The organism is Lutispora thermophila DSM 19022, assembly GCF_900142105.1.
Taxonomy (GTDB): Bacteria; Bacillota; Clostridia; order Lutisporales; family Lutisporaceae; genus Lutispora; species Lutispora thermophila.
The window spans coordinates 14,182-40,148 of sequence record NZ_FQZS01000027.1; the positions used below are offsets into that span (position 1 = coordinate 14,182).

Below are 25,967 nucleotides of genomic sequence, written 5' to 3' on the forward strand. Positions count from 1 at the left end.
ATGAATGGGGAATTTCTCCAGGCAATTGAACAGATTGCAAAGGAAAAAGGTATAAAAGAGGAAGTCCTTTTTGATGCTATTGATGCAGCATTGGTTACTGCATACAAGAAAAACTATGGAACTTCACAAAATGTCAAAGTTACAATAAACAGAGAAAATGGGGATGTAGAAGTATATGCAAGAAAAACTGTTGTTGAGGTAGCAAATGATGATTTATTGGAGATCAGCTTAGAAGAGGCTAAGAAAATCAATAGGAATTATGATATAGGTGATATTGTAGAAATAAAAGTGACTCCGAAGAATTTTGGTAGAATAGCTGCACAGACTGCTAAGCAAGTTGTTGTACAGAGAATTAGAGAGGCTGAGAGAAGTAATGTTTATGAGGAATTTATTAACAAAGAAGATGAGATAGTAACTGGAATGGTTCAAAGGAAAGAAAAAAATAATGTTTATATTGATCTTGGTAAGACGGAAGCAATTCTTGGACCAAATGAGCAAACACCTGGTGAGGTTTATAATATAGGTGATAGAATAAAAACATATGTAGTTGAGGTAAAAAAGACTACTAAAGGGCCTCAGGTAATATTATCCAGAACTCATCCAGGGTTGGTAAAAAGACTGTTTGAGCTTGAGGTACCGGAAATAAAAGATGGAATAGTTGAAATTAAAAGTATATCAAGAGAAGCTGGTTCAAGGACAAAAATGGCAGTATATTCCCACGATGAGAATGTTGATGCTGTAGGAGCATGTGTGGGACAAAAAGGCCAAAGAGTTCAAGTGATAGTTGATGAATTAAGAGGAGAAAAGATCGATATCATTGAATGGAGTAGTGATATGGCTGTATATGTTGCAAGTGCATTAAGTCCTGCTAAAGTAATAAGTGTAAACATAAATAAAGAAGAGAATACTGCTAATGTAATTGTAAGTGATTCTCAGCTTTCTCTAGCAATCGGAAAAGAAGGTCAGAATGCAAGATTAGCAGCAAAGCTTACTGGTTGTAAAATTGATATAAAAAGTGAATCACAAGCCTTATTAAATGGATAAGAGGTGATTGGATGCTAAAAAAGAAGGTTCCCATGAGAAAATGCTTAGGTTGCAACGAAATGAAGCCAAAGAAAGAAATGATAAGAGTAGTAAGAAGTCCAGAAGGTAATGTAAGCATGGATTTAAAGGGAAAAGCATCTGGAAGAGGCTGCTATATATGCCCTACTGTGGAATGCTTTGAAAGTGCAATCAAAGCCAAAAGAATACAACATGCATTGGAAACACAAATTGATGAAGCACTTGTTGAAACACTTAGGGAGCAAATACTATCAAATGGAAAGTCGTAAAAGGTTTCTATCAATGTTAGGTATGGCATATAAAGCAGGCCAGGTAGTTACAGGTGAAGACACTACAAGAAATGCTATAAGGAAAAATAGAGTAAAATTACTTATAATAGCAGAAGATGCTTCTGATAATACTAAGAAAAGATTTATAAATTCTTCAGTTTATTATAATGTCCCATATGTTATTTGCTTGACTAAGATAGAAATGAGCAGAAGTTTAGGTCAAAAAATAAGATCCGTAGCAGGTATAATTGATGAAGGAATTGCAAAGTATTTAATGAATTTAGTGGAAAATTGCGTTTAATTAAAAAACTGGGGGTGAACTGTTTGAGTAAAAAAAGATTATATGAATTAGCTAAAGAGTTAGGAGTGTCCAGTAAAGAATTGATAAACAAGGCTAAAGAAGCAAATATTAATATAAATAACCATATGAGTAATATAGAAAGTCATGAGGAAAAAGCTATTAGAGATTTATTTACTAATAATGAAAAAAGAGCTGAGAATAAAACTGAAAACAAAGAAAAAGTAAATATTGATTATAGAAGGAGGAATAATCAAAATTCTACGGAGTCTTTAAAACCAAAGGAATCAGTTAGAGATGCTATTAAAGATGTTATTAATGAAGACTTTGAAAGTGAATTTCGTAGTAAAAAACTAACTAAGAAGAATAAAAAGATTGTATCAAACAAGAAAAATGAAGATAATGCAAAAAAAACATATAATAAAAATGATAAGAAAAAAGGGAAACAGATCAATGTGCAAGTAAATAAGGATGAAAATATCCAAGCAAATGTACCTAAGAAACCGATAAAGATTGGAAGTACCATTACAGTAAAGGATTTTAGTGAAAAAACAGGAAAAACTGTTGCAGAGATAATTAAAAAGCTATTGTTGCTTGGTGTTGTGGCAACCATAAATCAAGAATTAGATTTTGATACGGCAGCTTTAATTGCTGATGAGTTCGGAATTAAAATTGAAAGAGCTATTGATAAAGATGATGAGGAATTGCTCTTAAATGATGTAGAAGATAAAGAAGAAGATTTAAAACCAAGGCCACCTGTAGTAACAATAATGGGGCATGTAGACCATGGTAAAACTTCTCTTTTGGATGCCATAAGACAAACTAATGTTATCGCTACAGAAGCTGGTGGAATTACGCAGCATATTGGAGCTTACATGGTCAATGTTGAAGGAAGAAAGATAGCGTTTTTAGATACTCCTGGTCACGAAGCATTTACGGCCATGAGAGCAAGGGGAGCAAAGGTAACAGATATTGCAGTATTAGTTGTAGCAGCAGATGATGGAGTTATGCCTCAAACAATTGAAGCCATAAATCACGCTAAGGCTGCTAATGTAACAATTATTGTAGCTATTAATAAGATAGATAAGGCTGGAGCTAATCCAGACAGAGTTAAGCAAGAATTAACAGAACATGGTTTATTGCCTGAAGATTGGGGTGGTGATACTATATGTGTTCCTGTTTCTGCTAAAAAGAAGATTGGAATTGAAAATCTTTTGGAAATGATTCTATTGGTTGCAGAAATGCAGGAATTAAAAGCTAATCCCAACAGAAAAGCTAAAGGTACAGTTATTGAAGCTAAATTAGACAAAAATAGAGGACCTGTAGCCACGGTTCTTATACAAAATGGTACATTAAATGCTGGTGATTTCTTTGTTGTAGGAAACACACATGGCAAAGTAAGAACTATGACAGATGAAAAAGGTAAGAATTTAAAGAAGGCGGGGCCTTCTACTCCTGTTGAAATAACAGGTTTAGCAGAAGTGCCTGATGCTGGTGATATTCTTATTGTGGTCGATGATGAAAAAGTAGCAAAGCAAATATCTGATAAAAGAAAAGAAAAATATCGTCAAGAACACTTACAGAGTGGGCAGAAAATTTCTTTGGATGATTTGTTCAGCCAGATACAATCTGGTAAAGTTAAAGAGCTTAATCTAATTGTAAAAGCAGACGTACAAGGTTCAGTAGAGGCTGTAAAACAATCACTTGAAAAACTAAGCAATGATGAAGTGAAGATAAAGGCAATACACGGTGGAGTAGGAGCTATAACGGAAACGGATGTTACATTTGCTTCTGCATCCAATGCAATTATTATTGGCTTTAATGTAAGACCACAAGCTTCAGCAATGACATTAGCCGAGAAAGAAAAGGTAGATATAAGATTATATAGAGTAATATACGATGCTATAGAAGACATTCAATCTGCCATGAAAGGAATGTTGGAGCCTGAATATAAAGAGGTAGTATTAGGTCATGCTGAAGTTAGAGCAATATTTAAAGCTTCAAGCATTGGTACCATAGCAGGTAGTTATGTGACAGACGGTAAAGTAAATAGAAACAATGATGTAAGAGTAATTAGAGATGGTGTAGTTATTTATGAGGGCAAAATATCATCATTAAAACGATTTAAAGACGATGTTAAAGAAGTAAATACAGGCTTTGAATGCGGTATAAGTTTGGAAAAGTTTAACGATATAAAAGAAGGAGACATAATTGAATGCTTCACTATGGAAGCAATACCAAGAAAATAAAGAAGCAGGTGATTATTTATGTCTATGCAAAGGCTAAATCGTATATCGGAAGAATTAAAAAAAGAAATCAGTTCAATAATTATGAATGAGTTGAAGGACCCTAGAATTTCTGCTATGTGTAGCATTGTTTCTGTAGAAACGACTCCGGATCTAAAATATGCTAAAGTATATGTAAGCATATATGGAAGCAAAGAAGAAAAGGAAATAACTTTAAAAGGCCTAAAAAACGCAAGCGGATTCATAAGAAAAAAGCTAGGGGATAACATGAAGATAAGATACTTACCAGAGATTCATTTTGTTTTAGACGAATCTATAGAACACGGTGCTAGAATAGCTGAGATTCTTAATGAGATTAAAAATAAGGAAGAGGGAAGGCAGAATTGATTTATCAAGGGCCTGTAAAGTTGATAAAAGAGAGAAAAAACATTGCCATATTGTCTCATGTCATGCCCGATGGAGACAATATTGGCTCATGTCTTGCGTTATATAATGCTCTAATAAAGCTAGGTAAAAATGTTGTTATCATACAAGATGATGATGTGCCTGAAATATATAAATTTCTAAAAAGCGCTGACAAAGTTGTAAAACCTGGAGGGGACTATAGCATAGATCTAGTTATTGCTTTAGATTGTGGTGATATAAGCAGGCTTGGAAAAAGTGCTAAGTACCTAGAAAATAAAGATATAATAAATATTGATCACCATATAAGCAATACAAAATTTGGGCATCACAATATAATTGATACAAATGCTTCAGCAACAGCTGAATTAGTATATGAATTAATTAACAAGCTTGAAATAATTTTGGATAAAGATATATGTGAATGTATTTATACAGGTATAGTTACTGATACGGGTCAATTCCAGTACAGCAATACTACATCTGTAACTCATCAGATTGCTGCTAACTTGATAAATAATGGTGTAGAACCAGCGAAAGTATATAAGGCTCTATATCAGAACAACTCTATATCAAAGATGAAGTTAATTGGAAAAGCTCTAAGTTTGATGGAATTCCATTATGATAATAAAATAGCCTCAATAATGTTAAGCAAAGAAGATTTTGAATCGCTTGGAGCAAAAGATGAAGACACTGATGGACTAATTAATTATGCAAGAGATATTAAGGGAGTGGAAGTAGCGCTTTTGTTTAAAGAAACTTATGAAAGAAAAATTAAAATCGGATTTAGATCAAAAGATTATATCGATGTAAGTAAAATAGCCCAGAAATATGGAGGTGGAGGACATATAAGAGCTGCAGGCGCTACTGTTGATGGAGAATTAAATGATATAAAAGAAAAAATAGTTGAAGATGTAATCAATGTATTTTAGGTGATGTAAATGATGAATGGCATAATTAATGTTCTGAAACCCCCTGGTATGACTTCGCATGATGTAGTTAATTTTATAAGAAGAGAAACTGGTATAAAAAAGGTGGGACATACTGGAACACTAGATCCCGAAGCTGCTGGAGTTCTGCCAATTTGTATTGGAAAATCTACAAAGGCAGTTCAGTATATTACTGAAAAAAGGAAAAAGTATAGGGCGAATATAAAATTTGGTATTTCCACAGATACCCAGGATAAATATGGGAAAGTAACTAAGCAAACTGTTGTACCAGATCTAGATATTGTAACTATAAATGGGCTTTTAGAGAATTTTAAAGGCAAAATTCTTCAAACACCTCCTATATATTCAGCTATAAAGCAAAACGGTAAGAAATTATACCAATACGCTATTGAAGGACAAAATGTAGATATAAAAAGTAGATATATTGAAATCTATAATATAACAATTGTTGATAAATTAGCTAGAGATGAATTTATGCTAGATATATCATGTTCAAAGGGAACCTATATAAGGACATTATGTCATGATATAGGTGAGAAATCAGGATATGGGGCTCATATGTCCCAACTGATTAGGTTAGAATCATCTCCATTTAGAATAGAAGACGCTAACACTCTTGAAGAAATAAGAAATGCTGTTAAAGAAGGAGAATTATGTAATTTAATATATAAGCCAGACTTGCTTTTTCATGAACTTCATAGAATAAATGTAAAAAAATCTGCTGAGAAATCTGCAATAAATGGTAATCCGATTTTTTCTCCAGGCTTAGAGGACGATATCGAAGTGTATGAAGCAGGAACAATGGTTCGATTATATATAGATGATGATTTCATCGCTTTAGGGAATATAGAGTTAGATAATCTATATAATAAAAATTATGTTAGAGTAAAGACCTTATTTACCTGATTAAGAGGAGATACGCATGTTAGTTTATACAAGTTATGAAGAAGCAAAAGAAAGAACCCCGTACTGTATAGCACTTGGAAGTTTTGATGGAGTACATTTAGGACATCAAAAATTAATTGAAATGGCTGTTAATAAGAGCAAAGAATTGGATTGTAATAGTATGATTTATACTTTTCTAAATCATCCTAAGAAAGTTTTACTGCCTGATTGTTCACCAGAAATAATAACTCTTAATTCAAAGAGAATTAATATATTTAAAAGCCTGGGAATTAATGCAGTTTTCTTTGAAAATTTTCAAAATATAATGGATATGGAAGCAGAGACATTTATAAAAGAAATATTAGTATCAAAGTTCGATATAAAGTGTGCTGTAGCAGGATATAATTTTAGTTTTGGAAGTAAAAAAGATGGTGATGCTGAAACATTATTGAAATATGGTGCTAAGTACGGTTTTGAGGTTTTTATTGTTGATGCTGTAAAGATAAAAGAGAATATTGTTTCAAGCAGCCTTATTAGAGAAATGATAAAAAGTGGAAAGGTCTCTGAAGTTAAGGATTATTTGGGAAGAAACTTTAGCATCCATGGACAAGTAGTTCATGGTATGAAAAACGGAGGAAAGATAGGCATAAGGACCGCAAATCTTGATATAGATAGGGACTTAGTAATGCCTAAACCTGGAGTGTATTTCACAAATACTGTTGTAAATAATAATATTTATAAGAGTGTTACCAATATTGGTATGAATCCTACTTTTAATGGCAGAAAAATCACCATTGAAACGCATATAATAGATTTTAATGGAGATTTATATGGAAAAGACATAGAAGTTGTCTTTTTACAATGGAAGAGAGAAGAAAGAATGTTCTCTAATGTAAATGAGTTAAAAATACAGGTTATTGATGACATTAACAGTAGGTTAAAATTAAATAAATAACCTTTACACATAAACAATGCTGTGATAAAATTTATTTGTTATAGATAAGACCATTTACCAGGCATATCGATTCACCGACGATATGCTTAGCGAATGGCATAAAATTAGGAGGTGAAAATATGGCATTATCAAAAGAAGTTAAAGAGCAGATAATTAAGAAGTATCAATTAAAAGAAGGAGATACAGGTTCTCCTGAGGTTCAAATTGCTTTACTTACTGAAAGGATCAACATCTTGAACGAACATCTTAAGGTAAATAAGAAGGATCATCATTCAAGAAGAGGTCTTCTTAAGATGGTTGGTCAAAGAAGAGGCTTGCTCAACTATTTGATGTCAAAAGATATTGAGAGATACAGAGCTATAAAAGAGAAGCTTGACATAAGGTAATATCTGCATAAATAATGAGCGGTTGACCCCGCTCATTATTTATGATACTTAGGTAACTTAACTTATAGGGTTAAGTTTGAATGGTTTTAATAAAGGCTTCCTTGTTATTTCAAATGCTCTAGATGGAAGCCTTTATTATGTTTTTAATATGTCAAAGAAGGAAATAATACATAATGCATAGAAATATTCATTTCATGAAAGGAGGTAATACATTGGAAACTTTTAGCATGGATTTGGCAGGAAGAAAGCTATCAATAGAAATTGGGAAAGTAGCTCAACTAGCAGATGGTGCTGTATTAGTAAGATATGGTGATACAGTAGTGTTAGTCACAGCTTGTGCTTCTGATAAGCCGAAAGAAGGAATTGATTTTTTTCCATTAAGTGTTGATTATGAAGAAAGGTTATATGCAGTTGGTAAAATACCAGGAGGTTTTATAAAAAGAGAGGGAAAACCGACTGAAAAAGCAATATTAAATGCAAGATTAATAGATAGGCCCATTAGACCTCTGTTTCCTAAAGGTTATAGGAATGATGTTCAAGTTATTGCAACAGTTTTATCTGTAGATCAGGATAACTTACCTGAGATAGTTGCAATGATAGGTTCTTCAGCAGCATTATCCATATCCAGCATACCCTTCATGGGACCTACTGGTTCAGTTTTAGTTGGATTGGTGGATGGGGAGTTTATTTTAAATCCTACAGCTGAAGAAAGGGAAAAGAGCGATTTGCATCTTGTAGTATCTGGAACAAAAGATGCTGTTATGATGGTTGAGGCAGGTTGCAATGAAGTTACTGAAGAGACTATGCTGGAAGCTATCATGTTTGCTCATGAATATATAAAGAAGATTGTTGAGTTTATAGAAGAAATTACAGCTAAGGTTGGAAAAGAAAAGAAGGAAGTTATTTTAGCGACAATAGATGAAGAACTTGAAAAAGAGGTAAGAGAGTTTGCCGAGCAAAAAATGCTAGAAGCCATTAGAACAGTTGATAAACAGGAAAGGCAGAATAACATTGACAAAGTAAATGAAGAGACTCTTTTATATTTTGCAGAAAAATATGAAGATAACATTAAAGATGTTGAGGCTGTTTTGTACAATATAACAAAAGAGCAGGTAAGAGAACTCATAGTCAAACACAAGATTAGACCCGATGATAGAAAATTTGATGAGATAAGACCTATATCAGTAGAAGTAGGTCTTTTACCAAGAGTCCATGGCTCTGGATTATTTACAAGAGGTCAAACTCAAGTATTGACTGTTGCTACTCTTGGGGCTTTAGGTGATGTGCAGGTATTAGATGGTTTAGGAGAAGAAGAATCAAAAAGGTATATGCATCACTATAATTTCCCACCATATAGTGTAGGGGAAACAAGGTTTTTGAGAGGTCCTGGAAGAAGAGAAATAGGACATGGGGCTTTAGCTGAAAGGGCATTAGAACCTATGATTCCTTCAGTAGAAGAGTTCCCTTATACAATAAGGTTAGTATCAGAGGTATTAAGTTCAAATGGATCAACTTCACAGGCAAGTGTATGTGGAAGTACCTTAGCGCTTTTAGATGCTGGTGTACCAATAAAAAAACCTGTTGCAGGAGTAGCAATGGGCTTAATAAAGGAAGAAGATGAAGTTGTTATTTTAACTGATATACAAGGTCTTGAAGATTTCCTAGGAGACATGGATTTTAAAGTGGCAGGAACAAAAGATGGTATAACAGCTATTCAGATGGATATAAAAATTGCCGGTATAGATAGAGAAATACTAAAAAGGGCATTAGAACAAGCAAGAGTGGGAAGATTATATATACTGGATAAAATGAACAGTGTAATTAGCGAACCAAGAAAAGAGCTTTCTCCTTATGCACCTAAAATTCTTATTACAAAGATTGATCCTGATAAGATAAGAGATGTAATTGGACCTGGAGGTAAGACTATAAATAAAATTATTTCAGAAACAAATGTTAAAATAGATATTGAAGATGATGGAAAAGTATATATATCATCTCCAGATGCAAAAAATGCACAGAGAGCTTTAAAGATAATCGAGGGATTGACAAAGGATGTAGTTGAAGGAGAGATTTATCTAGGTAAAGTAGTAAGAATAACAACCTTTGGAGCTTTTGTTGAAATCTTGCCAGGAAAAGAAGGATTGGTTCATATTTCTAAGCTGGATAAAATGAGAGTAGAAAAAGTAGAGGATGTAGTCAATATAGGAGATGAAATTCTTGTTAAAGTTACCGATATTGATAAGCAAGGACGAATTAACCTTTCTAGAAAAGACGCAATAACAGATGAGGAAGAAAAGAGAAACAATCAGGATAATAAGTAGGGAAAGAAACATAAACTGTGGTTTATGTTTCTTCATTTTTTTGTATTTTATAAACTTTTCTAGAATAATAATTAATAAATAGATTCTAGGAGGGTTTATATGAGGATAATAATTATAAAAAGGAAAACCATATTATTTGCTGTATTAGTTTTATTTTTAATTAGCATTATATTTTTTTTTCTAAGTCGAAAGAGTGTTAATACATTTAAGATTTTTGATCCCATATACAAAGGTAGTGAAGCAGAGAAGAAAGTTGCATTTGCATGTAATGTGGTCTGGGGGAATGAATATTTGCCTGATATGTTAAGTGAATTTAAGAAAAACAATATAAGAATTACTTTTTTTATTGGTGGAGACTGGGCAGATAAGAATAAAGAACTTCTGATGAGAATACATGCAGATAACCATGAAATAGGCAATCATGGATATAATCATCTTAAGCACACTCAGATAAGCGAAGAAAAAAATAGAGAGGAGATAATAAAAACAGAGGAAGTCATCAATAATATAATAGGTGTAAAAACTGAGCTATTTGCACCACCCTATGGTGATGTGAATAAAAAAGTAGCGCAAATAGCTGAAAGTTTAGGCTATAAGGTAATAATGTGGAGTATCGATACTATTGACTGGAATACCAAAGATTATACAAAAATACTAGAAAGGGTTAATAAGAAAATTCATAATGGAGCTATAATACTTATGCATCCAACTGAATCTACTGTCAAAGCACTACCAATAATGATAAGTAATTTAATGAATAATGATTACAATATTGTACCTGTAAGTGAAGTTTTAGAAAACAATAATTGAAAATTTATTAAATTTCAATTATAATTCATAGAAAGTAAAAATTATCTAGTTATAACTTGATGAAATAAGTCATTAAATAACTCAGGAGGGAAAAAATGTACATAAGACATAAGTTAGAAAATGGAGTAAGGATAGTTGCTGAAGAAATAAAATATGTAAATTCTGTTTCTATAGGAATTTGGGTTAAAGTTGGGTCTAGAAACGAAAATAATCATAACAATGGAATGTCCCATTTCATTGAACATATGTTATTCAAAGGTACTAAGAATAGAACAGCTAAGGAAATTGCAGGATCAATAGATAAGATAGGGGGGCAGCTAAATGCCTTTACAGCCAAGGAGTGTACTTGTTTTTATGCCAAAGTTTTAGATAGCCATTTTGATATAGCTTTAGATATATTGACAGATATGTTTTTCAATTCCAGTTTTTCTGAAAGTGAAATGGAAAAAGAAAAAGGCGTAGTTTTAGAAGAGATTGGAATGTATGAAGATTCGCCGGAAGATTTAGTACATGATATATTTACACAGTCAGTTTGGAAAGGGAATTCTTTAGGAATGCCAATTCTGGGAACAGAGAAAACTTTAAAAGCAATTAGACGACAGGATATAATTGACTATATGGGTGCAAATTATACACCAGAAAACATTGTTGTATCAGTAGTAGGAAATTTCAATAAAGAACATGTACTTAAAGAAATCGAAAAAGCTTTTTCAAACTATAAAACTTCCAAAAAGAATGAAGTCGTTACAGCAAAGCCTACTTTTACACCTAGCTATAACCATAAAGAGAAAAACACTGAACAAGCTCATCTTTGTATAGGATTTAATGGATTGGAATTAGGAAATGAATATACATATTCACTGCTAGTTCTTAATAACATTTTTGGTGGTGCTATGAGTTCAAGACTATTTCAAAAGATAAGAGAAGATAAGGGCTTAGCATATTCGGTGTTTTCATATCCATCATCATATACTGATTGCGGAATTTTATCAATTTATGCAGGAATGAAACCCAATCAATTGGATTATGTTATTGAACTAATAATAGAAGAAATAAAGGACATAAAGGAGAATGGGATTAGTGAAAATGAACTATATGATTCAAAAGAGCAGATAAAAGGCAGTTACATACTTGGTCTTGAGAGCACCAGCGGAAGGATGAATTCCATAGGTAAATCGGAATTGCTGCTTAATAAAATATATTCACCAAAGGAAATAATTGAATTAATTGATAAAGTAACAATGGATGATATTAACAATGTAATAGATTTAGTTTTTAATACAGATGAAATGAGTGCAGCCGTTATAGGACCTAAAAGAAGTACCATATTAGGATAGGATGGTAAATATTATGAACATAGATGTAAAAATAAAAAAGATTCAAAAAGATTTTTACTATGATTTTACTATACCTGATTATGCTACAACAGGATCTGCAGGAATGGACCTCCATGCATGTATCAAAGAGCCCGTTGTTATAAAGAAAGGGCACATATGCAAAATACCTACAGGAATAGCTATATACATAAAAGATAGAAATGTAGGAGGGTTCGTTTTCCCCAGAAGTGGTTTAGCATCAAAACATGGTATTTCACTTGCAAATGCAGTTGGGGTAATTGATTCAGATTATACTGGAGAAATAATATGTCCCTTAATAAATCATAGTGAAGTTGATTATGTTGTTAATCCGGGAGATAGAATAGCGCAGATAGTGTTTTTACCGGTATATTGCGCAAATTTGATAATTACAGATAAATTAGAAGAAACAGAAAGAGGGACAGGTGGTTTTGGTTCTACTGGCAAATAGTTGGAATATCTCTATACTATGGACATATAATTTAAACAAGCATGATATTAATATGGTATAGAGGTGAATTAAATGAGGTTGAGCAAGCTTTATGGTAAGGAAATTGTTACCCTTCCTGATTGTGAGAGACTTGGATATTTAGGGGATTGCGACATGCTTATAGATAATGAAACAGGAAAAATAAAATCTTTAATTATTCCTGAAAGCAAAGGCTTTTTTTCTTTTTTCATTGATAAGCGATATCTGGAAATACCTTGGGAAAGAATAAAAAAAGTCGGTAATGACATGATTATCATAGACTTGGCTAATATATTGAAATGAAACTAATGAGGAGTTAAATGTCTCCTCATTACTTTTTTTCTTCACAAAAATGCGTAAAAAACCATAATATATATTAGTTTTAAATAGGGGCTGATATATATGAGCATTGGACTAAAAGATAGAATACTTATTTTAGGTGGTGATGAAAGACTAGTTGAGCTAGCAAAACTTTTAACGGATAAAGGTTTTAATGTTTCTACCTTTGGTCATGAAAGTATGGATAACGAAAGTATTATGGAATATAGAACATTAGAAGAAGGAATATATGAAAATAATATTATCATTGGTCCAGTTCCTTTTAATACTGGTCAAAAGATAAACATGAAGCTATCAAAAAAGACGGCTTCTCTGAATGAATTATGCAATTACATGAAGCAAGATAAGAAGTTGTATTTGGGCTATCCAGATAAAGATTTTATTGAAATTGCTAAAGAAAAGGATATAAAGTACTATGATTATAATAGTGATGAGAGTTATCAAATTTCTAATGCAGCAATAACAGCTGAATGTGCTATTTCAATAATTTTAAAGGAAAGAAGTATAACTATCTCTGATAGCTCTATTTTACTGATAGGTTACGGACGAATAGGCAAGATATTATCAAGTTATTTAAAAGCCTTTAATCCTGATTTGTATGTGGCAGCACGAAAGGATACAGATTTAAATTGGATTAGAATTAATGGTTATAAAGCAATAAGAATTAAAGGGATAGATGAAATTGCTAAAAGCATCGATGTGATAATAAATACAGTACCACGTAGTGTTATATCAAATAACACCATTGAAAAAATTCATAGAAATTCTTTAATTATTGATTTAGCCTCTAAACCTGGTGGACTAGATCATGATTATGCTATAAAAAGAGGTATAAAAACAATACATGCTCTAGGTTTGCCAGGCATGGTAATGCCTAAATCTGCAGCAAAGGTTATTATGGAAACTATATTTACTTTGCAATGAATACAAGTTTCAACTATAATAATAGGAGGATTTTTATGAAAGTAGAAGGATTAAATATAGGGTTTGCTGTAACGGGTTCTTTTTGTACATTTAGTAAAATTATTGATGAGATTCAAAAACTGGTTGATGAAAAAGCAAATGTAGTACCCATATTATCCTTCAATGCCTCCTCTATGAACAGTAGGTTTGGTGAGGCAGAAGAATGGGTTAGCAGATTTGAAAAGATAACTGGCAACAAAAGCATAAAAACCATACAAGATGCGGAGCCCATAGGACCTAATGGTTTACTTGATATATTAGTTATAGCTCCATGCACCGGCAATACCATCGCTAAGCTTGCCAATGCTATTACTGATACACCGGTTTTAATGGCTGCAAAAGCTCATCTAAGAGGTATGAAACCAATTGTAATAGGAATCTCTACAAATGATGGATTAGGAGTGAATGCAAAGAACTTAGGAGTTTTACTAAATTCAAAGCAGTACTACTTCGTACCATTTGGTCAAGATAGTCCTTTTGTTAAACCAAATTCACTTGTTGCAAAAATGGAAATGATATTGCCAACTATTGAAATGGCATTAGAGAATAAGCAAATACAACCAATGATTATTCAAAATATATTTTAAAAAGCGAGAGGATATTATGAGGTTTATAGTTCAAAAATTTGGTGGAACATCGGTTTCAACTCAAGAAAGAAGAAATATGGTAGTTAATAAAATTGAAACTGCTAAAGGAAAGGATTATTTTCCTGTAGTTGTGGTTTCTGCTATCGGTAGAAATGGAGATCCATATGCAACGGATACGTTAATAAATCTTGCAAAATCCGTAGGTGTTGAACCTAATTTAAGAGAATTGGATCTATTGATGTCCTGTGGAGAGATAATATCATGTGTCGTTCTTGCTAATACTCTTAAGAAAAGGGGACATGAGTGCAAGGTTTTCACTGGAGGTCAAGCAGGAATAATTACTGATGATAATTATGGAGATGCTGAAGTAATCAGGGTGGAGCCAAAAAATATTTTGGAATGTGTAGAAAAAAATATTATACCTATCATAGCTGGTTTTCAGGGAGTAACAGAAGATGGAAACATTACAACCTTAGGCAGAGGTGGTAGTGATGTTTCTGCTGCAATTATTGGAGAGGCTATAAACGCAGAGGTGGTGGAAATATATACTGATGTTGATGGAGTTATGACAGCTGACCCTGCTATTGTTCGTGATGCAAAAGTTATGGAAACTGTGTTCTATAACGAGATATTTCAAATGGCCGAATATGGGGCTAAAGTTATTCATCCAAGAGCAGTAGAAATAGCAATGAGAAGCAATATACCTCTTATGATTAAAAGCACTCTTTCAGAAAAAAATGGAACCTTAATTACAAACTATGATAAATCAAGGAGATATAGGCATGACAAAGAAGACAAACTAATAACAGCTATTGCGCAGATTGGAAATAGATCACAGTTTAAAGTAATATTTGATGGTTCTGCAGACCAGTATGAAAAAGATACTATATTATTTAACTTAATAGCAGCAGAAAGAATAAGTATAGACATGATAAATATATACCCAGATATTAAAGTATTTATTGTTGATGGAACTAATGAGTCTAAACTGAAAAACATACTGAAGTCTCAAGGTTATAATTTTGAAGTTATATCAAATTGTACAAAAGTAACTATCATTGGTAATAAAATGAGAGGAATGCCCGGAGTTATGGCAAAAATGATAGAAGCATTGAGTGATAATAATATTGAAATACTTCAAACTTCAGATTCACATACAACAATTTCCTGTTTAATAAAAAGTGAAAATACTAATGTGGCAGTTAATGCCCTTCACAAAAAATTTGAGTTAGGTACGAATAAGTGAAAAAAGTTCTTAATAGCCTTATTGATGAATTATCAATAGGGCTTTTATAATTGCATACAAAATAGTTAAATGGTAAAAATACTGTAAAAATCAATTTTAGGAGTGAAGAGTATTGGCCAATGAATATATGGGAGGAAAGAATTCAGAAGAACATGAAAAACAAGTAGTTGAGGAGAAGAATACTGAAACCTTAAAAGATTTGGGGCAGATCAGAGTGCCTGATACTAAAAGCAATATATATGCTATGACTATAATAGGACAGATTGAAGGACATATTATTTTACCACCACAGAATAAAGCTACAAAATATGAACACATAATTCCGCAAATAGTTGCTGTTGAAGAAAGTAATGAAATAGAAGGTTTATTGTTGATATTAAACACAGTGGGTGGTGATGTCGAAGCAGGTTTGGCTATTGCAGAGTTAATTAACTCTATGAGCAAACCTACGGTATCAATAGTATTGGGTGGTGGGCATAGTATTGGAGTGCCTTTGGCAGTATCAACAGACTATTCTTTTATAGCACCTACTGCAACAATGACAATACACCCTATTAGGATGAATGGACTTATTATTGGAGTACCCCAGACCTATGATTATTTTAATAAAATGCAAGAAAGAATAATTAACTTTATTGTTGAGCATAGCAACATAAAAAGACCTACATTGAAAAAGCTGATGTTTACTACTAGTGAGCTGGCAAATGATGTAGGTACTGTATTAGTGGGTGCTGAAGCTGTAAAGTATGGATTAATCCAAGAAATTGGTGGTCTGAAAGATGCATTGAGTAAGTTACGAGAAATAATAGATGAGAGAAAAGCAAGAAAAGAAAGTTAAACACAACATTTATATGATGATATTACCTCTTTAACAAAAGTTTGAAAGATATTATACTTATTTAATGGATATAAATTCTAAAGTTCTGGATGAATTGCGAAATTCATCTGAACTTTAGAATTACAAACCTTGCAGCATATAATAAAGGATTTTTTATATTTTTGTAGAACTTTAATTTGAGGTGATATCATTGGCAAAAAGCAAAAAAACTACAAGATTAAAACTAGATGTATTAGGAGTTATATCAATACTTTTAGCAATTTACCTTTATATTTGCATATTTGAAAAAGATTCAGGCCTTATAGGCAAATATGTCAATAAAATATTATTTGGTATATTTGGGATGGGGTCTTATCTTTTTCCAATAATAATATTTGTTTTAGGAATTGCTGTTTTCTACCTAAAGGATAGAATAAAGATTAATATAAGATTTTATTCTTTTTGCTTGGCCTTTATAACATTATTAGTACTCCTTTTTGTTATTAACAGAAGTATATTTCAGGAATCTAATTTGGATTATATTGAAACTGTTATTGCATCATATGAATTAGGTGCACAGAAAATAGGTGGAGGAATAATTGGTGCTATTTTAGGATACATAATGATCAAAGTTTTTGGCATTGCAGGAACATATGCTTTTATTGCAGGTTTATTTTTTATTTCACTGATGATGTTTACAGGTATTACAGTGGCATCTTTTCTTGACTATTTTAAATCTTTTTTCCTCAGTGTTTTTTCAAAGATGAATATAAAAAGAGTTTCTGTTAAAAAGCCTATGAAAAAGATGGAAAAAGAAAAACCTATAATTGAAGCTCAACATGATAATAATGTGAAATTAAATAATATTGAAGAAAAGAAGGTAAAAATAATCGACTTTACAAAAGAGTTTGATAATAGTTTTCAGACAAAGCATAAAGAGAAGCATAATGTAAAACAGGATAGTAAAGATGAAGCAATAATAAAGTCAGATAGTTCAAAACAGAATAATAATGAAGATAAGATAAAACCTAATAGTCCTGAGCATTATCCTCATTATAGTTTGCCAAGTCCTACATTGCTCTTTCCACCTCAGGAATCCAAAGGTGGTAATATTGAAAAAGAAATAATGAATAACGTAAAGACACTGGAAGAAACACTAAAGAATTTCAATGTTGATGCTACAGTTTCTCAAGTAAGTGTTGGCCCATCTATAACAAGATATGAGCTTCAACTTAGTCCAGGAGTAAAAGTCAGCAAAATAGTAAATTTGGCTGACGATATTTCCCTAAGTATGGCATCTCAAGGAATAAGAATAGAAGCTCCAATTCCGGGAAAATCAGCAGTGGGTATTGAAATTCCAAACAAAGAGGTAACAGCTGTATGTCTAAGAGAAGTAATAGAGTCAGATGAGTTCAATAATAATAAATCTAAAATTGCATTTGCTTTGGGAAAAGATGTTGCGGGGCAAAATATTATTGCCGATATTGCAAAAATGCCTCATCTTCTTATTGCAGGAGCTACAGGTTCTGGCAAAAGTGTATGTATAAATACCATTATTATTAGCATTTTGTATAAAGCTGAACCAGACAAAGTTAAACTTCTTATGATAGATCCAAAAGTGGTGGAATTAAGCATATATAATGGTATTCCTCATCTGTTGGTTCCAGTTGTTACTGATCCTAAAAAAGCTGCAGGAGCTCTTAACTGGGCTGTTAATGAAATGACTGAAAGGTATAAGAAATTTGCTTCAAAAAATGTTAGAGATGTAAATAGTTATAATGCGTTATTTACTGAGGACAGTGAAAAATTGCCACAAATAGTAGTGATTATTGATGAGTTAGCTGATCTCATGATGGTGGCACCTAATGACGTAGAGGATGCTATCTGTCGCCTTGCTCAAATGGCAAGAGCAGCAGGCATACATCTTGTAATTGCTACACAAAGACCATCTGTAGATGTAATAACAGGGCTTATAAAAGCAAATATTCCTTCCAGAATTTCTTTTGCTGTATCATCTCAAGTGGATTCAAGAACAATACTTGATATGGCAGGTGCCGAGAAATTACTAGGAAGAGGAGATATGTTATATTATCCAGTAGGTGAATCAAAACCTATAAGAGTGCAAGGAGCTTATATATCAGAAAAAGAGGTTGAATCAGTTGTAGAATATATAAAAGGACAAGTATCACCTTCCTATGTAGAGGATATTGTAAATGAAATTGAGAAGGAAAAGGATGAAGAAGCAGATGGAGAAGCTGATGAATTATTAAATGAGGCTATATCATTGGTTGTAGAAACAGGTCAGGCTTCAATACTAATGCTTCAAAGAAGATTAAAAATAGGTTATAGTAGAGCTGCTAGGATAATAGATCAGATGGAGGAGCGTCGAATTATAGGAGGATATGAGGGAAGTAAGCCGAGAAAGGTTCTTATCACTAAAGAACAATGGCAGGAAATGCAAGAGTAAAAACACGATATTAGACGAAAATGGTTGTAATTCAAAGAAATATGTTTAAAAACTGAAATAATAACCTAAAATCATGGATTTTAGCTATATTTAATTACCCGGGAAATTTTAAGCAATAAAAGAGCAAACATACGAAAAATATTTATTATTATAGTAATAGGGAGAGATGTATTTAAATGCATGTAGCAATGATTTCGTTAGGCTGCGCAAAAAATCTGATAGATTCAGAAGTTATGCTTAACATACTTAAAGATGGTAAATATGAAATTACAAATGACCCATATTTAGCTGATATTATAATAATAAACACATGTGGTTTCATAGAAAAAGCTAAACAAGAATCAATAAATACAATAATAGAAATGGGACAATATAAAGAAAATGGTAAATGTAAGTTATTAATAGCTGCAGGTTGTTTGGCAGAAAGATATAAAGATGAGTTGTTGAAAGAGATGCCTGAGCTTGATTCTGTGATTGGTACCGGAGATTACAAGTCTATTATAGAAGTAATTGAAAAGAGCTTAAAGGGACAAAAAGTTTCTTTATATGGTCATCAGGATAAAGTAAACATTGACAAGCTGGATAGGTATTTTTCTACACAAGGCAGTACTGCATATATAAAAATTGCAGAAGGCTGTGATAACAAATGCACGTATTGTATTATTCCTTCTCTTAGAGGGAGATATAGAAGCAGAAAGTTTGAAGAAATTTTGGCTGAAGCGGAACTTTTGGCTTCTAAAGGTATAAAAGAGTTAATTGTAATAGCTCAAGATACATCGGTATATGGAAGAGATCTTTATAACAAATTAATGCTGCCAGAACTACTAAAAGCTATGGCTCAGATAAATGGGATAGAATGGATTAGGCTTCTTTATACATACCCAGATGAGTTTAATGATGATCTCATTAGAGTTATGGCTAATGAAGAAAAAATATGCAAATATGTAGATATACCCATTCAGCATGGAAGTAATAAAATATTAAAGCTTATGGGCAGAAATACCACTAAGGAGAAAATACTTAGTTTGATAAATAGGTTGAGAAAAGAAATACCTGATATAACTATAAGAACAACTTTTATTGTGGGATTTCCGGGAGAAGATGAGAAGGATTTCGAAGAATTAGTAGAGTTTGTAAAGAAGGTTAGATTTGATAGAATGGGTGTATTTACCTATTCAAGAGAAGAAGATACGCCAGCATATAAGTTGCCTAATCAGATAGATGAGGAGACTAAATTGCATAGACATGATATATTAATGTCAGTTCAGATGGATATATCATACGGAAAAAATTTAAATTTTATAGGAAAGAAATTAAAAGTGCTTACTGAAGGTTATGAAGATGGGCAATATATAGGAAGAACATATAGAGATGCACCTGAGATTGATGGATTGGTTTATTTTACTTCCAATTACGAAATTAAAATAGGTGAATTTGCTGATGTGTTTATAACCGATGCAACGGATTATGATCTATTAGGAGAGTGCAAAAGATGAATATTGCTAATAAAATTACAATATTAAGGATTATTTTAATACCTATTTTTATGATTTTTATGCTGATAGATGTTTCATATAATATGGAGATCGCTCTCGGAATTTTTTTGATAGCTTCTTTTACAGATAAACTTGATGGATATTATGCAAGAAAATATAACCTTGTTACCGATTTAGGAAAGTTTTTAGACCCATTAGCGGATAAATTGCTTGTGACAGCAGCTTTTCTTAGTTTTATTGAATTAGGTAGAATAGAAGCTTGGATTGTATTTATTATATTAGCAAGAGAATTTGCAGTAACAGGACTTAGAGGGATTGCAGCAAACAAGAAGATTGTAATAGCAGCTAGCAATATGGGAAAAGTTAAGACTGTTACTCAAATAATTACTATTATTATTCTGTTTTTGGACAACTATCCATTTACCTTAATAAACGTTCCTATGGATATTATTTGCATATATATCACTTTAATTATTACAATAGTTTCAGGAGCAGACTATTTTATAAAGTATTTTAAAGCTTTTAAAAATCAAATCTAATGTTTGAGAGGTAATAAAATATGAATTGTGAGATTATAAGTGTAGGCACAGAGTTGCTTTTGGGTGACATAGTTAATACTAATGCCCAATATTTGTCCAAAAGGTTATCTGATCTAGGGATAGACGTATATAATCAAACTGTTGTTGGTGATAATCTCAATAGATTGGTAGAAAGTTTGAGTATAGCAAGCAATAGAGCCGATATAATAATTACAACAGGTGGACTTGGTCCTACAGATGATGACTTAACAAAGCTAGGCATAGCAAAAGCTCTAGGTGTTGAGATGATATTAGATGAATCATCATTGAAAAAAATAAAAGGTTATTTTAATAAGTTGAACAAAACAATGCCAATTATAAATGAAAGACAGGCGTACATACCATTAGGGAGCCAAGCTGTTGAAAATAATAATGGTACGGCTCCAGGTATTATAGGAGAATATGGCAAAAATATTTATATTGCTTTACCTGGGCCTCCAAAAGAAATGAAGCTTATGTTTGAAGAAAGCATTGTTCCTTACTTAAGGCAAAAGTCAAAGTCTAACATAAAATCTCGTACAATAAAAGTTATAGGTATAGGGGAATCAATGATTCAAGAGAAACTTGGAGACATGATGATAAATCAAAAAAATCCAACTGTTGCTTTATATGCAAAAGAAGGTGAAGTACATATAAGAATTACAGCAAAAGAAGAGGATATTGAAAAAGCAGACTATAAGATAAAAGAAGTTGAGAATGTAATTCTAGGTATGTTTAGTGAAGATATTTATGGTTTTGATGGAGATACATTAGAGTCAGTGGTCAATGGTTTATTGCAAAAAAAGAATAAAACCATAGCTTTTGCTGAATCGTGTACCGGTGGAATGATTTCAAGCAGATATACAGATATACCTAATGCATCAATTAGCTTTTTAAATGGTGTTGTATGTTATAGCAATGAAGCAAAAATAAACATACTAGGAGTTAATAGAGAAACAATAGAGAAGCATGGAGCAGTTAGCATGGAAACAGCAGAAGAAATGGCTGTTGGAATAAAGAGAATTTCTAAAAGTGACATTGGTATATCAATAACTGGTATTGCTGGACCAAGCGGTGGGACAGAATCAAAGCCTGTTGGTCTTTGTTATATAGGGCTTGCAATGGATAATGAAGTAAAAGTTTATTCGTATATTTTTAATGGAAATAGAGCTAAAATCCGATGGTTAGCAAGTACAAAAGCATTAGATATACTTCGAAGAGCGATTTTAGCGTTAAAAGAATAATACTTATAATATACTATTTGACTTATTTTAGGAATTAATATATAATTATATGAGAACAAATGTTCGCATAAAGGAGGTGTAGCAGGTTAGCCTGCTATTGGTTATGAATGATAAGAGAAAGGCTTTAGAGGCTGCTATAAGCCAAGTTGAAAAACAGTTTGGTAAAGGTTCGATAATGATGCTGGGTCAAAACAGTAAATTAAATGTTGAGTCAATATCAACAGGCTCTTTGGATTTAGATATTGCACTTGGGATAGGTGGTGTTCCAAGAGGAAGAATTGTAGAGATATTTGGTCCTGAATCATCAGGTAAGACTACCGTTGCGTTGCATATAATAGCAGAGGCTCAAAAAAATGGTGGTAATGCTGCATTTATTGATGCTGAACATGCTTTGGACCCAGTTTATGCAAAGAATTTAGGAGTAGATATTGATAATCTAGTTGTATCTCAGCCTGATACAGGTGAACAAGCACTAGAGATATGCGAGACTTTGGTAAGAAGCGGTGCTATAGATGTTATTGTTGTAGATTCAGTTGCAGCTTTGGTGCCAAAAGCTGAAATAGACGGAGATATGGGTGATTCTCATATAGGACTTCAAGCTAGATTGATGTCACAAGCTTTAAGAAAGCTGGCAGGTGCTATTAACAAATCAAAAGCGACGGCTATATTTATTAATCAATTAAGAGAGAAAGTTGGAGTAATGTTTGGAAATCCAGAAACCACTCCAGGTGGTAAGGCGTTAAAGTTTTATGCTTCCGTTAGATTAGATGTAAGAAAAGTTGATGCAATTAAACAAGGTGCTGATGTGGTTGGTAGCAGGACACGAGTTAAAGTAGTTAAAAACAAAGTTGCACCTCCATTTAAACAGGCTGAGTTTGATATTATATATGGGGAAGGAATATCAAAAGAAGGAAGTATTCTGGATGTTGCTGCTGCAAATGATATAGTTCAGAAAAGCGGAGCTTGGTATTCTTATGGTGATATCAGGTTAGGACAAGGAAGGGAAAATGCCAGACAGTATCTAAAGGATAATCCGGAACTTACAAAAGAAATAGAAAATAAAGTCAGAGAATTATTTAGTTTAGGACTATCAAAGGCTAAAACTTCTGCAGAAGATGATCTAGAAGTGGATGAAGTTAGCATAGACGATTAATATATATGTATAAAATAGCGCATATAGGGTAAGCCATATGCGCTAATATTGTTATGGAGGATTTTATGGATTTAAAAGAGGCTTATAATTACTGTATAAAATTATTATCAATTAAAGATAGAACTTCTCAGGAGATAATTACAAAGCTAAAGCAAAAAAACTGTTCAGAAGAAATAATTCAGGAAGCTCTAAGTAAATTGATGGATTATGGGTACATTAATGATGAAAAGTATTTGGAAAATTGGATTCGAGAGAACTTAAAAAAGCCAGGAATGAGCAAGAGGAGCATGTACTATAAATTGTTGCATAAAGGGTTAAATAAAGACTTACTGGATTCTGAATTTGAAAAAATAGAAATAGATGATTATAATACGGCTTTTGTCTGTGCTGAAAAAAAGATTAAGTTATTGATGGGAGAAGATGTAAATATTAAGAAGAAGAAACTCTTTACATATTTATTAAGCAAGGGATACAGCAGGGATATTTGCAGTAAGGTGATAACGGAATTATTAGGTGAAGATGAAACATACCTCTAACTTGACAAAAAAATCTAAAAGATATAGAATTATTGTGATATGGTGTATCACAGGTATTATGATTATATATGTATCATCTTAAGATAATCATATGTTGAAGAGACTAAGGAGGTGAAAATACTATAAACACTGTTATATATGTAGCAGTTGGATTAGGAAGTTTTATTGTTGGGTATTTTGTAAGAAGATATATTGCTGAATCTAAGATAAAAAATGCAGAGGAAGCAGCTAAAAAAATTATAGAAGAAGCCAACAAAGAAGCGGAGACAAGAAAAAAAGAAGTCTTACTTGAAGCTAAAGAAGAAATTCATAGAATGAGAGCTGAACTAGACAAAGAAACAAAGGATAGAAGAAATGAAATTCAAAGAATAGAAAGAAGACTTCTTCAAAGAGAAGAGCTTTTTGATAAGAAAGTTGAAGCCGTTGAACAAAGAGAAGAAATGATAAATAAGAAGCAAAAGGAAGTTCAAAAGCTTCATGACGAAGTTAAAGAGCTATATAATAAGCAATTGAAGGAATTAGAGTATATTTCAAACTTGTCATCCGAAGAAGCTAGACAACTGCTTTTGAGCGATATTGAGAAGCAAATCAGACATGAAGCTGCTATGATGATTAAAGATATAGAAGCAAAAGCAAGAGAAGAAGCTGATAGAAAGTCTAAAGAGATAATTGCCTATGCAATTCAAAAGAATGCAGCTGACCATGTCGCTGAAACTACTGTATCTGTTGTTCCTTTACCAAACGACGAAATGAAAGGTAGAATAATAGGAAGAGAAGGAAGAAACATAAGAACATTAGAGACTCTTACAGGAGTTGATTTAATTATTGATGATACACCGGAAGCTGTTATTTTATCAGGTTTTGATCCTATTAGAAGGGAAATCGCTCGAGTAGCGTTAGAAAAACTGATAATTGACGGAAGAATACATCCAGCCAGAATAGAAGAAATGGTTGAAAAAGCTAAAAAAGAGGTTGAAAATTATATTCGAGAACAAGGAGAGCAAGCTACTTTTGAAACAGGAGTACATGGTTTGCATCCTGAACTCATTAAGTTAATTGGTAGATTGAGATTCAGAACAAGTTATGGGCAGAGCGTATTGAATCATTCCATCGAAGTGTCCCATTTAGCAGCAGCTATAGCTGCTGAGTTAGGAGCTGATGTAAATCTTGCTAAGAGAGCAGGTTTACTGCATGATATAGGGAAAGCAGTAGACCATGAGGTAGAAGGTCCACATGTTCAAATTGGTGCTGATTTAGCAAAAAAATATAAAGAATCTCCAGAAGTAATACATTGCATACTAGCTCACCATGGAGATGTGGAAGCAAATACAATTGAGGCAGTGCTGGTTCAAGCAGCAGATGCTATTTCTGCAGCAAGGCCCGGTGCAAGGAGAGAAACATTAGAATCCTATATAAAGAGACTGGAAAAACTTGAGGAAATAGCAAATTCCTTTGATGGAGTAGAAAAATCTTTTGCTATTCAAGCCGGTAGAGAAATAAGAATTATGGTTAAGCCCGAAGCTGTAAGTGATACAGAAATATGTTATATTGTCAGAGATATAGTAAAGAGAATTGAAAATGAATTAGAATATCCTGGTCAAATTAAAATAAATGTTATAAGGGAAACACGGGCAATTGAATATGCAAAATAAAAAAAGAACGGTTTATACCGTTCTTTTTATAGTGCGTGTGTCCAGCAAAGTTGAACCATACTTATCGGCGAAAGTCCGATACAGGTAATTGCCAAGAGATAACGTATAATAAATTTCGCAAATTAAAATAAATGGACATAGTCTAAAGCCATTTGGTAGAATTTAGTTACCACACAAAAATCAAACCAAAGGAGGCTTTAAACTATATCTGATAACATTATACAGTTAAATGAGCAACTAATCAAAACAGAATTAAAGGAATTAGTCCGTTCCAGTGTTGGGGAAACACTTAATGAACTTCTTGATAAGGAAGCGGATGAACTAATTAATGCCGAAAAGTATGAGCGAAGCAGTGAACGCAGAGGATACCGTTCAGGACACTATCAGAGAAAATTAACTACTACTTCTGGGGATGTTACACTTAAAGTACCTAAACTTAAAGGCATCCCATTTGAAACAGCAATTATAGAGCGTTATCGTAGACGTGAATGCTCTGTGGAAG

26 protein-coding genes are annotated in these 25,967 nt (G+C 32.6%); all 26 read left to right on the forward strand.

Features of this window, described 5'->3' with window-relative positions; genetic code table 11:
* The gene (gene nusA / locus BUB48_RS15080) at positions 1-1,044 is read left to right on the forward strand and encodes a transcription termination factor NusA (RefSeq protein WP_073027254.1); all 1,044 of its coding nucleotides are present in this window, start codon (positions 1-3) and stop codon (positions 1,042-1,044) included.
* A gap of 11 nt (positions 1,045-1,055) precedes the next feature.
* Positions 1,056-1,331: an RNase P modulator RnpM gene (gene rnpM, locus BUB48_RS15085; RefSeq protein ID WP_073027256.1), complete on the forward strand. Its 276-nt coding sequence runs from the start codon at positions 1,056-1,058 to the stop codon at positions 1,329-1,331.
* Entirely contained in the window at positions 1,318-1,632 is a 315-nt protein-coding gene (locus BUB48_RS15090; protein WP_073027258.1) for a L7Ae/L30e/S12e/Gadd45 family ribosomal protein, read from the forward strand. The genes rnpM and BUB48_RS15090 overlap by 14 nt, the downstream gene beginning before the upstream one ends.
* Before the next feature lie 23 nt (positions 1,633-1,655).
* Positions 1,656-3,878, forward strand: coding sequence for a translation initiation factor IF-2 (gene infB, locus BUB48_RS15095; RefSeq protein ID WP_207648353.1), 2,223 nt, complete (start codon positions 1,656-1,658; stop codon positions 3,876-3,878).
* 24 nt (positions 3,879-3,902) lie between these two features.
* On the forward strand, positions 3,903-4,262 hold the full coding sequence (gene rbfA, locus BUB48_RS15100) for a 30S ribosome-binding factor RbfA (RefSeq protein WP_073027301.1): 360 nt from the start codon (positions 3,903-3,905) through the stop codon (positions 4,260-4,262).
* Positions 4,259-5,209: a DHH family phosphoesterase gene (locus BUB48_RS15105; protein WP_084524706.1), complete on the forward strand. Its 951-nt coding sequence runs from the start codon at positions 4,259-4,261 to the stop codon at positions 5,207-5,209. The genes rbfA and BUB48_RS15105 overlap by 4 nt, the downstream gene beginning before the upstream one ends.
* Before the next feature lie 9 nt (positions 5,210-5,218).
* Complete coding sequence (gene truB, locus BUB48_RS15110; protein WP_242944247.1) at positions 5,219-6,133, forward strand: tRNA pseudouridine(55) synthase TruB; 915 nt, start codon at positions 5,219-5,221, stop codon at positions 6,131-6,133.
* A gap of 16 nt (positions 6,134-6,149) precedes the next feature.
* Positions 6,150-7,067, forward strand: coding sequence for a bifunctional riboflavin kinase/FAD synthetase (locus BUB48_RS15115; RefSeq protein WP_073027262.1), 918 nt, complete (start codon positions 6,150-6,152; stop codon positions 7,065-7,067).
* Between the two features lie 119 nt (positions 7,068-7,186).
* Positions 7,187-7,453 (forward strand): 30S ribosomal protein S15, encoded by a 267-nt coding sequence (gene rpsO / locus BUB48_RS15120; protein ID WP_073027264.1) that lies wholly within the window; start codon positions 7,187-7,189, stop codon positions 7,451-7,453.
* Positions 7,454-7,680: 227 nt separating this feature from the next.
* A complete protein-coding gene (locus BUB48_RS15125) occupies positions 7,681-9,774 on the forward strand; it encodes a polyribonucleotide nucleotidyltransferase (protein ID WP_242944248.1) in 2,094 nt (697 codons plus the stop codon).
* Positions 9,775-9,873: 99 nt separating this feature from the next.
* Positions 9,874-10,584: a polysaccharide deacetylase family protein gene (locus BUB48_RS15130; RefSeq protein WP_073027268.1), complete on the forward strand. Its 711-nt coding sequence runs from the start codon at positions 9,874-9,876 to the stop codon at positions 10,582-10,584.
* 95 nt (positions 10,585-10,679) lie between these two features.
* A complete protein-coding gene (locus BUB48_RS15135) occupies positions 10,680-11,921 on the forward strand; it encodes a M16 family metallopeptidase (RefSeq protein ID WP_073027270.1) in 1,242 nt (413 codons plus the stop codon).
* A gap of 10 nt (positions 11,922-11,931) precedes the next feature.
* A complete protein-coding gene (gene dut, locus BUB48_RS15140; RefSeq protein ID WP_073027306.1) occupies positions 11,932-12,390 on the forward strand; it encodes a dUTP diphosphatase in 459 nt (152 codons plus the stop codon).
* Positions 12,391-12,462: 72 nt separating this feature from the next.
* The gene (locus tag BUB48_RS15145; RefSeq protein WP_073027272.1) at positions 12,463-12,711 is read left to right on the forward strand and encodes a YlmC/YmxH family sporulation protein; all 249 of its coding nucleotides are present in this window, start codon (positions 12,463-12,465) and stop codon (positions 12,709-12,711) included.
* Between the two features lie 99 nt (positions 12,712-12,810).
* A complete protein-coding gene (locus BUB48_RS15150; protein ID WP_073027274.1) occupies positions 12,811-13,671 on the forward strand; it encodes a dipicolinate synthase subunit DpsA in 861 nt (286 codons plus the stop codon).
* A 35-nt stretch (positions 13,672-13,706) separates the two neighbouring features.
* Positions 13,707-14,297, forward strand: a complete 591-nt coding sequence (locus BUB48_RS15155) for a dipicolinate synthase subunit B (protein WP_073027276.1) — start codon at positions 13,707-13,709, stop codon at positions 14,295-14,297.
* A 16-nt stretch (positions 14,298-14,313) separates the two neighbouring features.
* A complete protein-coding gene (gene dapG / locus BUB48_RS15160) occupies positions 14,314-15,543 on the forward strand; it encodes an aspartate kinase (RefSeq protein ID WP_073027278.1) in 1,230 nt (409 codons plus the stop codon).
* A gap of 127 nt (positions 15,544-15,670) precedes the next feature.
* Positions 15,671-16,381: a ClpP family protease gene (locus BUB48_RS15165; protein ID WP_073027308.1), complete on the forward strand. Its 711-nt coding sequence runs from the start codon at positions 15,671-15,673 to the stop codon at positions 16,379-16,381.
* Positions 16,382-16,571: 190 nt separating this feature from the next.
* A complete protein-coding gene (locus BUB48_RS15170; protein ID WP_073027280.1) occupies positions 16,572-18,827 on the forward strand; it encodes an FtsK/SpoIIIE family DNA translocase in 2,256 nt (751 codons plus the stop codon).
* Positions 18,828-19,003: 176 nt separating this feature from the next.
* Positions 19,004-20,323, forward strand: a complete 1,320-nt coding sequence (gene rimO, locus BUB48_RS15175) for a 30S ribosomal protein S12 methylthiotransferase RimO (protein WP_073027283.1) — start codon at positions 19,004-19,006, stop codon at positions 20,321-20,323.
* A complete protein-coding gene (pgsA, locus tag BUB48_RS15180) occupies positions 20,320-20,862 on the forward strand; it encodes a CDP-diacylglycerol--glycerol-3-phosphate 3-phosphatidyltransferase (RefSeq protein WP_073027286.1) in 543 nt (180 codons plus the stop codon). Before rimO ends, pgsA begins: the two co-directional genes overlap by 4 nt.
* 20 nt (positions 20,863-20,882) lie before the next feature.
* Positions 20,883-22,124, forward strand: a complete 1,242-nt coding sequence (locus tag BUB48_RS15185; RefSeq protein WP_073027288.1) for a competence/damage-inducible protein A — start codon at positions 20,883-20,885, stop codon at positions 22,122-22,124.
* Positions 22,125-22,227: 103 nt separating this feature from the next.
* Positions 22,228-23,277: a recombinase RecA gene (gene recA, locus BUB48_RS15190; RefSeq protein WP_073027290.1), complete on the forward strand. Its 1,050-nt coding sequence runs from the start codon at positions 22,228-22,230 to the stop codon at positions 23,275-23,277.
* A 65-nt stretch (positions 23,278-23,342) separates the two neighbouring features.
* Positions 23,343-23,813: a regulatory protein RecX gene (locus tag BUB48_RS15195; protein WP_073027293.1), complete on the forward strand. Its 471-nt coding sequence runs from the start codon at positions 23,343-23,345 to the stop codon at positions 23,811-23,813.
* A gap of 134 nt (positions 23,814-23,947) precedes the next feature.
* Positions 23,948-25,465 carry a ribonuclease Y gene (rny, locus tag BUB48_RS15200; RefSeq protein ID WP_333782628.1) on the forward strand — a complete coding sequence of 506 codons (1,518 nt, stop codon included), beginning with the start codon at positions 23,948-23,950 and terminating at the stop codon, positions 25,463-25,465.
* A 204-nt stretch (positions 25,466-25,669) separates the two neighbouring features.
* On the forward strand, positions 25,670-25,967 hold a 298-nt coding region (locus tag BUB48_RS15205; protein ID WP_175548436.1), incomplete at its 3' end, for a transposase.

Coding starts and splice junctions, on each gene's coding strand:
- truB (WP_242944247.1), top strand. CDS start 5,219: ATGATGAATGGCATAATTAATGTTCTGAAACCCCCTGGTATGACTTCG.
- BUB48_RS15115 (WP_073027262.1), top strand. CDS start 6,150: ATGTTAGTTTATACAAGTTATGAAGAAGCAAAAGAAAGAACCCCGTAC.
- rimO (WP_073027283.1), top strand. CDS start 19,004: ATGCATGTAGCAATGATTTCGTTAGGCTGCGCAAAAAATCTGATAGAT.
- BUB48_RS15125 (WP_242944248.1), top strand. CDS start 7,681: ATGGATTTGGCAGGAAGAAAGCTATCAATAGAAATTGGGAAAGTAGCT.
- nusA (WP_073027254.1), top strand. CDS start 1: ATGAATGGGGAATTTCTCCAGGCAATTGAACAGATTGCAAAGGAAAAA.
- BUB48_RS15135 (WP_073027270.1), top strand. CDS start 10,680: ATGTACATAAGACATAAGTTAGAAAATGGAGTAAGGATAGTTGCTGAA.
- dapG (WP_073027278.1), top strand. CDS start 14,314: ATGAGGTTTATAGTTCAAAAATTTGGTGGAACATCGGTTTCAACTCAA.
- BUB48_RS15090 (WP_073027258.1), top strand. CDS start 1,318: ATGGAAAGTCGTAAAAGGTTTCTATCAATGTTAGGTATGGCATATAAA.
- BUB48_RS15150 (WP_073027274.1), top strand. CDS start 12,811: ATGAGCATTGGACTAAAAGATAGAATACTTATTTTAGGTGGTGATGAA.
- pgsA (WP_073027286.1), top strand. CDS start 20,320: ATGAATATTGCTAATAAAATTACAATATTAAGGATTATTTTAATACCT.
- BUB48_RS15185 (WP_073027288.1), top strand. CDS start 20,883: ATGAATTGTGAGATTATAAGTGTAGGCACAGAGTTGCTTTTGGGTGAC.
- rpsO (WP_073027264.1), top strand. CDS start 7,187: ATGGCATTATCAAAAGAAGTTAAAGAGCAGATAATTAAGAAGTATCAA.
- BUB48_RS15195 (WP_073027293.1), top strand. CDS start 23,343: ATGGATTTAAAAGAGGCTTATAATTACTGTATAAAATTATTATCAATT.
- BUB48_RS15155 (WP_073027276.1), top strand. CDS start 13,707: ATGAAAGTAGAAGGATTAAATATAGGGTTTGCTGTAACGGGTTCTTTT.
- rbfA (WP_073027301.1), top strand. CDS start 3,903: ATGCAAAGGCTAAATCGTATATCGGAAGAATTAAAAAAAGAAATCAGT.
- BUB48_RS15165 (WP_073027308.1), top strand. CDS start 15,671: ATGGGAGGAAAGAATTCAGAAGAACATGAAAAACAAGTAGTTGAGGAG.
- BUB48_RS15130 (WP_073027268.1), top strand. CDS start 9,874: ATGAGGATAATAATTATAAAAAGGAAAACCATATTATTTGCTGTATTA.
- rnpM (WP_073027256.1), top strand. CDS start 1,056: ATGCTAAAAAAGAAGGTTCCCATGAGAAAATGCTTAGGTTGCAACGAA.
- BUB48_RS15145 (WP_073027272.1), top strand. CDS start 12,463: ATGAGGTTGAGCAAGCTTTATGGTAAGGAAATTGTTACCCTTCCTGAT.
- recA (WP_073027290.1), top strand. CDS start 22,228: ATGAATGATAAGAGAAAGGCTTTAGAGGCTGCTATAAGCCAAGTTGAA.